Here is an 8,674-nt window from a genome sequence, read left to right as displayed (position 1 = left end):
GCCGGGCGGCCACTCCTCGGAAGCCACTGAAGGCAAGAAGCCATAAGCCACACCCGGCCCTCCCGGGCCGCCTAACAACTTACGGAGAGGCCATGACCACCACCGCCGACCGCTTCCGCGCCGCCGTCGACAGCCGTGACCTCACCGCCCTGGACGGCCTGTTCACCGAGGACGTCCGCCTCTACAGCCCCGTGAAGTTCACGCCGTTCGAGGGCAGGGCGATGGTGCTGGGCCTCTTCGGGGTGCTCCTGCGCACCTTCGAGGACTTCCGCTACGTCGGAGACTTCGCCGGCACCGCGGAGACCAGTGCCGACGGAGATACGGCCCCGGCGACGGTCCTGCTCTTCCGGGCCACCGTGAACGGCAAGCAGATCCACGGCATCGACCTGCTGCATTTCGACCACGACGGACGGATCAAGGAGTTCACCGTGATGGTCCGCCCGCAGTCCGCGGTGCAGGCGCTGGGCGAAGCGGTACTCGCCGGTCTGGTCGCCGACGGCCTCCTCCCGGCGCCGGCCGATCGATAGCGCCGGTCACCGGAGAGGTGATGCGGGAACCCGAGGAGAATCCGGCGTGCCGGGCATCGGGGAACTCCGGGTGCCCGGTCCCCGCGCCGCTGTGGCCGTGCCCGCGCCGGAGGCCCCGTTCAGTCGGACGGTCAGCCGAGGACGAGCGGGAGTTTCGCGGCCAGTTCGCCCAGCTCGGCCTTCTCCGTGGCGGTCGGGGCCCGCCGCCCGGTGCCGACCAGCAGCGCGTCCTTGTCGGAGAACGACGCGGGGAACGCGGCGCGGGCGATCCGCTCCAGCATGTCGCGTGTCCGGGCGAGCGCCTCCTCGGACGGTCCCGCCACGTCCGGGAGGTGCGCGACCAGGTCGAGGTGGTGCAGCGTCCACTCCAGGACGTACGCGGAGAGGTAGTCGCCCGCGGTGAGGACCACGTCGCGGGTGCCGACCCGCAGGCCCGGATCGGCGAGTGCGGCGGCCCGTCCGGCGGCGGAGCCGACGTCGTCGAGGTGGAACCTGAGCAGCGACGGCTCCTCGTACGCGGCGGCCAGCCGGACGATCAGCGCGTCGAGCGGGTCGTCACCGGCCGGCGGCGTCCCGGCGACGTCCCAGTAGGTCACCGCGTCGCGGGTCGGTTCCGTTTCGGCGGGGGTCACCAGGGTGATCAGGACATCCTGCGCGTCGATGATCAGGTGGCACACCAGATCCCGTACGAGCCAGCCGGCACAGCCGGACGGTCGCGCGAAATCCTCGTCCGGAAGCTGGGCGACCGCCGTGCGCAACGCTGTCCACGAGCGTGAGAAGAGATCCACATCGGCAAGCTGGTGCGGTACGGAAGGGCGGACAAGCGCAGAGGGACGGCCGGTTCACGTACACGGCCGGCGCACGTGGACCGGGCCGGCCACCCTCGCGCCGAACGGGTCCCGGGCCGCGATGGCGAGCTGTGATCGGCGGGCCTAGGCTGATCGAAAGTCATCCATTGCACCGTTTTGTGCGGCAGAAGGGTGAGTGACGTGAGCGCTTCCCGTGACGAAGCGGGGCGGCTGGAGCCGCGCGTGGGCCCCGTCCCCGAAGGGGAGCCGGAATCTCATCCGTATCACCACCCCGCCGCCGGCTGGGGCGCGGCCAAGAGCGTGAGCCGGTTCATGGTGCGGGAGGGGGCGCTCGCCGACGGGCCGCGGGCGATCCTGCGGATGAACCACGAGAACGGCGGTTTCGACTGTCCGGGCTGCGCATGGCCCGACGACACCAAGGGCCTGCACCTCGACATCTGCGAGAACGGGATCAAGCACGTCACCTGGGAGATGACCCGCAAGCGGGTCGGGCGCGAGTTCTTCGCCGGCCACTCGGTGACCGAGCTCTCCGGGTGGAGCGACTACGCGCTGGAGAACCAGGGCCGGCTGACCGAACCGATGGTCTACGACCCCGGTACGGACCACTACCTCCCCATCAGCTGGAAGGACGCCTTCGCACTCGTCGGGCGCACCCTGCGCGAGCTGGACTCCCCGCACCAGGCGTCGTTCTACACCTCCGGCCGGCTCGGCAACGAGGCGACCTTCCTCTACCAGCTCATGGCGCGGGAACTGGGCACGAACAACCTGCCCGACTGCTCCAACATGTGCCACGAGGCCAGCGGCCGCGCCCTGCAGGCATCGCTCGGCACGGGCAAGGGAACCGTCGACCTCAAGGACTGGGAGGCGACCGACGCGCTGTTCATCCTCGGTGTCAACGCCGCCTCCAACGCGCCCCGGATGCTCACGGCCCTGGCGGCGGCGTACCGGCGCGGCGCCCAGGTCGTCCACATCAACCCCCTGATCGAGGCGGCCGCCACCCGGACGATCATCCCGCACGACTTCCGCTCCATGGCCACCGGCCACGCGACCCCGACCAGCACGCTCAACCTCCAGCCGCGCATCGGCGGCGACCTGGCGCTGCTGCGCGGGATGGCCAAGGCGATCCTGGAGCAGGCCACCTCCGATCCCCGGGCGCTGGACCGGGAGTTCATCGACCGGCACACCACCGGTTTCGAGGAGTACCGCGCGCTGTGCGAGGCCACGCCCTGGCGGGAGATCGAGAAGCAGACCGAGATCAGCCGCCCCGACATCCTCAAGGCCGCGCGCATCTACCGCGAGGCCGACCGCTCCATCGTCAGCTGGTGCCTGGGCATCTCGCAGCACGAGCACGGTGTCGACACCGTCCGGGAGATCGTCAACCTCCTGCTGCTGCGGGGGAACCTGGGACGGGAGGGGGCGGGCCCCTCCCCGGTGCGCGGCCACAGCAACGTCCAGGGCAACCGCACCTGCGGTATCGACCACCGCCCCGGCCCGGAGTTCCTCGACCGCCTCGCGGAGGTCTGCGGGATCGAGCCGCCCCGGGAGCACGGCCTGGACACGGTGGGCACCATCCAGGCGATGCACCGCGGCGAGGTGAAGGTGTTCGTCGGCATGGGCGGCAACTTCGCGCTCGCCGCGCCCGACACCCCGTACACCTGCGAGGCGCTGCGGAACTGCGATCTCACCGTCCAGGTGAGCACCAAGCTGAACCGCAGCCACCTCGTCCACGGCCGCCGGGCCCTCATCCTGCCGTGCCTCGGCCGCACCGAGAAGGACCACCAGCGCACGGGCGTCCAGAGCACCTCCGTCGAGGACTCGATGAGCATGGTGCACCTCTCCGTCGGTATGCGGCGCCCCGCCTCCCCGCACCTGCTCTCCGAGCCGGCCATCATCGCCGGTATGGCCCGCGCCGCCCTCCCCGACAGCGCCACCCCCTGGGAGCGGTACATCGAGGACTACGACCGCATCCGCGACACCATGGCCCAAGTCCTGGACGGCTTCGAGGACTTCAACCGGCGCGTACGGCTGCCCCTCGGCTTCCGGATCAAGCAGCCCGCGCGGGAACTCGTCTTCCGCACCCCGTCCGGCCGCGCCGAATTCTCCACGGCCCCGCTGCCCGACGTCGTACCCGCCCCGGGGACGCTGACGCTGGGCACCCTGCGCTCCCACGACCAGTGGAACACCACCATCTACTCCGACAACGACCGCTACCGGGGCATCAGGAGACTGCGCACGCTCGTCTTCATGAACCAGGACGATATGCGCGAACGCGGACTCTCGAAGTTCGACCCCGTCGACATCACCAGCACCGCCAAGGACGGCACCCGGCGCCACCTCAACGGCTATCTGGCCGTTCCCCACGACATCCCCCGCGGCTGTGCGGCCGGCTATATGCCCGAGATGAACGTCCTGTGCGCGATCGGCGACTACAGCACCCAGAGCGACCAGCCGATCATGAAACATGTGAAGGTCACCATCAACCCCGCCACCTGAGCGGGGGGCGGGGCGCTGGCGGAGCGCGAGGGCCTGACGAGCCGCGCCGGATGCCCGGACGGCGGGCGCGAGGGGTGCCGATCCGGAAGCGCCAGATCTTCTCGCGGACGGCATGGAGGAGTGGGCCGGCACCGGGCAGGGCCTGTCGGGTGACCTGCGGCAGCCATCCCCGCCGACCGCCCCGTGCGTAACCCGCGCACCCTTCCCGGACTGCGCACAGCCCCGGCCGCCGATACCCTGACCCCAACCCGTATATCCGTTTTGCCCCTATCGTCCCCGGGAGTCACGTGGTCACCACGCAGGCCGTCGTCGTGCCTCCCTCGAAGGCCGCCGTGTTCCTGGTGGTCACGCTGAACCCCGGCGGTGAGGCGGTTGCGCGGGAGGCGCTCGAAGAGCTCGCGGGGCTGATCCGCTCGGTGGGGTTCCGTGCGCCCGACGCGGCACTCACCGGTGTCGTCGGGATCGGTGCGGCGGCCTGGTCCCGCCTCTTCGACGGCCCGCCGCCGCACGACCTCCACCCCTTCCAGCCGCTGACCGGACCCCGCCATCGCGCCCCGGCCACACCGGGCGATCTCCTGCTCCACGTGCGCGCCCGGCGGATGGACCTCTGCTTCGAGCTGTCCCGGCTGATCGTGGAGCGGCTGGGCGACGCCGTGACCGTCGTCGACGAGGTGCACGGCTTCCGGTATTTCGACGAGCGTGACCTGATGGGATTCGTCGACGGCAGCGAGAACCCGCAGGGCGGGGCGGCGGCCGAGGCCGTGTTCGTGGGCGACGAGGACGCGGACTTCCGGGGCGGCAGCTATGTGATCGTGCAGAAGTACGTGCACGACATGACGGCCTGGCAGTCGATCAGCGTCGAGGAGCAGGAACGGGTCATCGGACGCAGCAAGTCGGCCAATGTGGAGCTGCCCGACGGCGTCAAACCGGCGAACTCGCATGTCGCGCTCAACACGATCGTCGACGACGAGGGCGCCGAGCGGAAGATCGTGCGCGAGAACATGCCGTTCGGGACCATCGGCCGCGGCGAGTTCGGCACCTTCTTCATCGGCTACGCCCGCACGCCCGCCGTGACCGAGCGGATGCTCGACAACATGTTCCTCGGCGACCCGCCGGGCAACACCGACCGCATCCTCGACTTCTCCACGGCCGTGACCGGCGGTCTCTTCTTCGCGCCGAGCGCCGACTTCCTCGACTCCCTTCCCGACCCGCCCGCCGCCGCTCGTTCCGGTGCCGTCCCCTCGGACGGTTCCCTCGGCATCGGCGGCATGAAAGGAGCGTGAGCGCCATGACGACCCCTGCCGCCACGAACAACCTGCATCGCGAACTCGCCCCTGTCACCCAGGCGGCCTGGGCGCAGATCGAGGAAGAGGCCGGCCGCACCTTCCGGCGCCATGTCGCGGGCCGCCGGGTCGTCGACGTGCCCGAACCGGCGGGCCCGGCCCTCGCCGCCGTCGGCACCGGCCACCGCACGGAGATCGCGTCGCCCGCCCCCGGGGTGACGGCCTGCCTGCGGGAGGCGAAACCGCTCGTCGAACTACGGGTGCCGTTCTCCGTCAGCAGGGCCGCCGTGGACGACGTCACGCGCGGCTCGAACGACTCCGACTGGCAGCCCGTGAAGGACGCGGCGCGCACCATGGCGTTCGCCGAGGACCGGGCGATCTTCGACGGATACCCGGCGGCGGGCATCGACGGCCTGCGGGACCGGACGTCGAACCCGGTGCTGAGCCTCCCCGCCGAGCCACGCGACTACCCCGACGCGATCAGCCGCGCCGTGACATCGCTGCGGCTCGCCGGGGTCGACGGCCCGTACGCGCTGCTTCTGGGCGCCGACGAGTACCGGGCGGTCAGCGAGACCTCCGACCACGGCTACCCGATCGCGGCGCACCTGGCCCGGATGCTGGACGGTGCACCGATCTGGGCCCCGGCGCTCAGCGGCGCCTTCGTCCTGTCCACCCGCGGCGGCGACTTCGAACTCCGCCTCGGCCAGGACGTGGCCATCGGCTACACCTCCCACGACGCCAGCAGCATCACCCTGTACTTCCAGGAGACGCTGACCTTCCTGACGGACACGGACGAGGCCGTCGTCGTGCTGAAGCACTGAGCAAACGCCACGCGGGGGATGCCACCCGGGTGCGGGGTGGCCCGCCGCCGGATCGCCCGTGACCGTCACCCGGCCCGGCGAGCCGGCATCCATCCCGGCCACGCTCTCCTCTATATACGCGTATATCCGTGCGGGCCGCCTCTCTCGCCCGCTGCGACGGGCCGTGGAAGCGGACCGCGTCGCCGCGGGTGGCGAGCATCAGGGTGTTCCCGCGTACCGGAGTGCCCGCGCCGACGACGGCGACCGGCCGGTTCCCGACGTCCGCGGGTGAGGGGAAAGCCGTTCCCGGTCTGGGGGAGGAGGCCGCACCGCCCCGGCACCGCCGCGCCCCGCTCAGCAGCTTCGGCCGGGACGTGTCGAAGCGGCCACCACCGCTACTCCGGTGGCGGGACCGCTACGCGCGCGGCCCGTTGTCCGGGGGAGCGGTGGTGTCCCCGAGGGACAGGACGACGGCGGTGGTGCTGCCGTCGGGCGTCTCGTAGGCCACCGTGTCACCGGCGCTGTGCCCGAGCAGCGCACGCCCGAGCGGGCTGTCGGCGGTCACCAGGGTCCGGTCCGGTTCCGCGACGATCTCGCTGATCCGGACGGTCGCCTCCGCACCGTCCGCGAAGCGCACGGTGACGGTACTGCCCACCCCCACCATGTCCGTGGGCGGCGGATCCGCGACGGACGCCTCGCGGATCCGCCCCTCGATCTCGGCGATGCGTCCGTCCAGCCGCGCGACCTCCGAGGCGCGCTGCAACGCGTCGGCCTCGTCGGCCCGGTCACCCACCGGGTCCTCGCTCCGCAAGGTCGCGGCCACCGGCCCCCGTTCGGCGCGCAGCTCGGCCAGCTCCTGCCGGAGCGCTCGAAGGGCGTCAACGCTGATGGGCTCGGGACCCTCGGCCATGCCTGCTCCCGTGCTGCCGGTGGAACGATCGGGACATCTATGTACGGGACACCTATGTACGGGACATCTACGTACGAGATATTTACGTACAAGGCATCTCAATTAGCGCATCACCCACCGGGCCCGGCAAATCATCGAAGCCGGCACATCAGCAGGCCGGGGGAGCGCACCAACAGGCCGATGGCACGAGCCGAAGCAGGGCGGCGTCCCTCACATCCCCTGCCCGTGCCCATGGCGTGCGCATAGCCATGCTCATGTCCATACATGCACGGGCCGGGTCATCCGCAGCAATGCCGACCGGGCTCCGGCGATGTTCCCGCCCCCGTACCGCCCCCGGCCCGGCCCCGGGAAGGTCACCGACCACCCATCCGTCACAGCACACGCCACCCGTCCCGGCACGCCCGGGACCGCGCCGTCCACCGGTCGGCGGCGCCCTCTAACGATCGGCGGCGGCTCTCGCAAGAAGCGACTTGAGGACCGGCTCGGCATGTGTCCACAGCAGCGCGCCGCCGATCCCCGGTACGACGCGGTAGTGGGCGCCGGGCATACGGGTGGCGAGCGATGCCCCGTTGTCGGGTGAGTGGCTGGTGTCCAGCTCGCCGTACCAGATGTCGACCGGGACGGTGATCTCGTCGAGGGCGAACGGCCACCGCCCCATGGCCAGGACCGTATCGCGGGCGTAGCCGGCCGCGCCCTGCGCGAAGCCGTCGGCCAGGGCCCGTCGGTAGGCGCCCGCGAAATCAGGATCCTGATACACCGCGAGGTCACACTCCGGGCTCCCGGCCATGACCATGCCCCACATCGCCTCCGCGCTGAACCCCGCGAAGAACTCCTCGGCGCCTTCCGGGTCGCGCGCGGTCCGCTCGACGAGGCCACGCAGATCCGCCGTCAGAGTGGAAGCGAACTCCGGCGCGGCGACCTCGTCCGCGCCGGAGACGACAGCCAGCGCGGAGACGACGCCCGCCGCGGCGCAGGCGAGCGCGAACGGCGCACCTTGCGAGTTCCCGACCACGGCCGGGCGCCCCAGCCCCCGCAGCGCACCGAGCTGACGAATATCACCGGCGAAGTCGGAGAACGTCCGGCCGGGTGCGGGCGTGGAGACACCGAGCCCCGGGCGGTCCACGGAGACGAGACGCACGCCGAGCGCCTCAACCACGCCCGCGCCGAAGCCGAGCCGCCGACTCGTGGCTGCCCCCGGACAGCACAGCACCGGCACCCCGTCCGGCGGCCCCCACTCGGCCCAGCCGAGCAACCGTCCGTCGGACAGCCGGCTCTCACCGGTCCGGGCAGGATCTTCGACGTACACGTTCATGACCGACATCATGACCACGGACGGAACACTTCGCACCGGACTTTCACCGCGGCTCCGCACCGGGCCGACGCCACCGGACCCGGCACCGCTGCGGCCCCCGCACCTGCGGGTTGCCCCCAAGGCACCGACGGCACCGTCCACGGACTCTCCCCGCTGACCGGAGAAACGCACTCTCCCCACTGACCGGAGAAGGGGCCACACGCGAAGGCTGGCCGGTCCAGCGGGGCGGGAGCGGCCCGCCCCGGCCCAGATGCCGTCGCGGGTGCGCTGATCCGGGACAGATCACCGGAATACGCCCGCCTTGTAGGCGCCCCGTGATCAGGCGGTCCGGCGCCCCAGCAGTCCCGGGTAGCGCGGACTACCGCGAACGTGCCCCCAAGTCGTGCCGCACCCATACGATCGTGTAAGTTCTACGAGTTGCCGCGGAACCGACAGGTCCCACGGCAGCCATCCCGCCGCTTCAGCGGCACACCACTACTGCACGGTCCCTCACCGGGAACAATTTCGGCATGCCGGAATTCGGACCGGGACTCGATTATG

At 71.3% G+C, this 8,674-nt stretch carries 7 protein-coding genes; 4 read left to right on the top strand and 3 right to left on the bottom strand.

Features of this window, described 5'->3' with window-relative positions:
- Positions 1-92 precede the first annotated feature (92 nt).
- Positions 93-527, top strand: coding sequence for a nuclear transport factor 2 family protein (locus tag IH09_RS35715; RefSeq protein ID WP_052861916.1), 435 nt, complete (start codon positions 93-95; stop codon positions 525-527).
- A 131-nt stretch (positions 528-658) separates the two neighbouring features.
- On the opposite strand, the gene IH09_RS35710 is transcribed toward IH09_RS35715, so the two are convergent.
- Complete coding sequence (locus IH09_RS35710) at positions 659-1,315, bottom strand: maleylpyruvate isomerase N-terminal domain-containing protein (protein WP_052861915.1); 657 nt, start codon at positions 1,313-1,315, stop codon at positions 659-661.
- Positions 1,316-1,516: 201 nt separating this feature from the next.
- On the opposite strand from IH09_RS35710, the gene IH09_RS35705 reads away from it, so the two are divergent.
- The 3 genes from IH09_RS35705 (at position 1,517) to IH09_RS35695 (ending at position 5,933) form a co-directional block, all read left to right on the top strand.
- The gene (locus IH09_RS35705) at positions 1,517-3,829 is read left to right on the top strand and encodes an FdhF/YdeP family oxidoreductase (protein WP_052861914.1); all 2,313 of its coding nucleotides are present in this window, start codon (positions 1,517-1,519) and stop codon (positions 3,827-3,829) included.
- Positions 3,830-4,116: 287 nt separating this feature from the next.
- Complete coding sequence (locus tag IH09_RS35700; RefSeq protein WP_052861913.1) at positions 4,117-5,112, top strand: Dyp-type peroxidase; 996 nt, start codon at positions 4,117-4,119, stop codon at positions 5,110-5,112.
- Positions 5,113-5,117: 5 nt separating this feature from the next.
- Positions 5,118-5,933 (top strand): family 1 encapsulin nanocompartment shell protein, encoded by an 816-nt coding sequence (locus IH09_RS35695; protein WP_052861912.1) that lies wholly within the window; start codon positions 5,118-5,120, stop codon positions 5,931-5,933.
- A 394-nt stretch (positions 5,934-6,327) separates the two neighbouring features.
- On the opposite strand, the gene IH09_RS35690 is transcribed toward IH09_RS35695, so the two are convergent.
- Both IH09_RS35690 and IH09_RS35685 read right to left on the bottom strand, forming a co-directional pair.
- Positions 6,328-6,822: a GreA/GreB family elongation factor gene (locus tag IH09_RS35690; RefSeq protein WP_052861911.1), complete on the bottom strand. Its 495-nt coding sequence runs from the start codon at positions 6,820-6,822 to the stop codon at positions 6,328-6,330.
- Positions 6,823-7,258: 436 nt separating this feature from the next.
- Positions 7,259-8,134 (bottom strand): alpha/beta fold hydrolase, encoded by an 876-nt coding sequence (locus IH09_RS35685; RefSeq protein ID WP_205379566.1) that lies wholly within the window; start codon positions 8,132-8,134, stop codon positions 7,259-7,261.
- Between the last annotated feature and the right edge of the window lie 540 nt (positions 8,135-8,674).

Origin of the sequence: Streptomyces celluloflavus, assembly GCA_000720995.1 — a bacterium.
Lineage (GTDB): Bacteria > Actinomycetota > Actinomycetes > Streptomycetales > Streptomycetaceae > Streptomyces > Streptomyces celluloflavus.
This window is presented reverse-complemented; position numbering and strand designations above follow the sequence as displayed.

What these genes read in the sequence shown, in the direction of transcription:
- IH09_RS35715 (WP_052861916.1), top strand. Translation starts at nt 93, where the DNA reads ATGACCACCACCGCCGACCGCTTCCGCGCCGCCGTCGACAGCCGTGAC.
- IH09_RS35695 (WP_052861912.1), top strand. Translation starts at nt 5,118, where the DNA reads ATGACGACCCCTGCCGCCACGAACAACCTGCATCGCGAACTCGCCCCT.
- IH09_RS35690 (WP_052861911.1), bottom strand. Translation starts at nt 6,822, where the DNA reads ATGGCCGAGGGTCCCGAGCCCATCAGCGTTGACGCCCTTCGAGCGCTC.
- IH09_RS35685 (WP_205379566.1), bottom strand. Translation starts at nt 8,134, where the DNA reads ATGAACGTGTACGTCGAAGATCCTGCCCGGACCGGTGAGAGCCGGCTG.